We start from the raw sequence: 2,068 nt of genomic DNA, 5'->3' as shown, positions 1-2,068 counted from the left end.
ATCGTTTCCGGTGAACGCGGCGAGATCCTGCTCGGAAGCGGCAGGGCGATTACGCCGGATACGCCGTTCGTGATCGGCTCGATTGCCAAGAGCTTTACCGCATTGGCCATGATGCAGCTCGTGGAGGCCGGCACGGTCGAGCTGGATTCGCCGGCTTCGGAATATCTCGAGATGTTCGCCAACGGCCCGGCCCGCACGGTCACGGTCCGGCAACTGCTCAGTCACACCAGCGGCTATTCCACCCTTCAGGGCAATGACAACCTGATCGCGCCGAGCCGGAGCGCAGACGGGCTCGGCCGCCAGGTTGAACGGATTGCGCAATGGGCACCTGCCCATGAGCCCGGCACCAGGTGGGAATATTCCAACGCAAACTACTATGTTCTCGGCGCTATCATCGAGCGCGTGAGCGGGCGGAACTATGCCAGCTATATCCAGGAAGAAATCCTCGAACCCGTCGGCATGGCGCACAGCTTCGTCGCCGACGGCGAAAGCCATGACACCATCGCGGTAGGTCACACGCCATGGTTTGGCATGAAGCGCCCCGTGAAAAAGACCGCGACGCATCGCATGTCCGCGCCGGTCGGCGGCATCATCGCAAGTGCCGGCGACATGACGCGATACCTGGCGATGATGATGAATGGCGAGGACGACATCATCAGCGCCGCGGGCAAGGCCGAGATGATGCGCCCGGCGGGCGATGTATCGCCATTCTACGGCTTCGGCTGGTATGTCGATCCGGATCGCGGAACCGTATCGCATACGGGCCTGACCCCCGGCGTGGAAACACTCGCCATCATGATGCCGGCAGAGCAAAAAGGCGCTGTCGTCCTCGTCAACTCGGGCAGCGGCATGGGGTTTGGTGAATCGTCGACCCTCTTCAACGGCATCGCCGCCAAGGCCCTCGGGCTGGATTTTGTCGAGGCCGGGGCAGGCGGGCGCTGGAGCCGGAAGGCATTGTTCCTCACCTTCGCGCTGCTGCCCGTTCTTTTCGGGTTCAGCATGGTCCAGTCATGGCGGCTGCGCACTGGGTTGCGGGCCAAATCCGGCCTGTTCGGGGCGTTCAGCCTCTGGTTTCCGCTGCTCATGACGCTCGCGCTGGCGTGGACCTGTGTATTGCTCATCCCGCAGCTGTTCGGCGTGTCGATCGGGACGATGCGGCTGTTCTCGCCGGACCTGGCGCTGGTGCTGGTGGCAAGCGCCGTGACCGGAGTGACCTGGGCCGTCTTCAGGCTGGCCCTGTTTTATGGCGGTAAATCAGCCTCCGGATGATGGTCGGGAGGGGTGCCCGAGCGAACCCCGAGGCAACCCTGGAAACCGAGACACCCAACTCTCGCAACACCCGCCACCCACCACCGTCATCCCGGAATCGCGCCAGCGATATCCGGGATCTCGAAACCCCGCCCCAATCTCGTCGCCCCAGACCAGCTCCGGGGCCCGGCGAATCCGATGGATTGCGGCTATCGTAGGGCTCGTCCACTTCGGCTCCAGACTTTCGCCAGAACTTCCGATCATGTTCATCCTCGACGAACCCTTTGTGTCGCCGCAGCTGCGGCGAGCGGCCACCCGGCTCGGTGCGCCCGTTCTCGACAACGCCTGTGCCCGGCGCGAGCTGCGCGGCGTGCAGCTCGTGGGCGACGACGACTTCGCTCGCCGTTACTTCGAGCAGGATCATCCGCGGCTCTACACCAACTCCGAGAACGCGCTCGGCTGGATCCGGGATCATCTCGCCGAAAGCGACCTCCCGGCGCAAATCGAGGTGTTGAAGGACAAGGTCCGCTTCCGTGAACTCCTGGCGGATCTCGATCCGGCGTACCGTTTCGAGGAAGTCCGGCTGGGCGATCTCGACGCCGTCGACCCGACGATCTTCGGCGGGCCCTTCGTCGCGAAGCCGGCGGTGGGTTTCTTCAGTCTCGGGGTGCAGATCGTGGAGGATGCCGGGGATTGGCCGGCCGCGGCCGAGCGTCTGCGCGCGGCGGGGCAGCGGTTTCGCGGCCTGTATCCCGACGCCGTGCTTGAACTCGATCGTTTCGTGCTCGAGCAGGTGATCGAGGGCGACGAGTTCGCGGTC

Annotated in this window: 2 protein-coding genes; both read left to right on the top strand. The window is 64.4% G+C overall.

Annotation, left to right across the window (positions count from 1 at the left end):
- The coding region (locus VKP01_RS16245; protein ID WP_324414149.1) for a serine hydrolase domain-containing protein at positions 1–1,269 on the top strand (1,269 nt) is incomplete at its 5' end.
- Positions 1,270–1,510: 241 nt separating this feature from the next.
- The coding region (locus tag VKP01_RS16240; RefSeq protein WP_324414147.1) for an ATP-grasp domain-containing protein at positions 1,511–2,068 on the top strand (558 nt) is incomplete at its 3' end.

This window comes from Saliniramus sp. (genome assembly GCF_035311605.1).
In the GTDB taxonomy this organism is placed as follows: Bacteria; Pseudomonadota; Alphaproteobacteria; order Rhizobiales; family Beijerinckiaceae; genus Saliniramus.
Note: the sequence above shows the minus strand (reverse complement) of the source record. Positions and strands in the feature narration are given on the sequence as shown.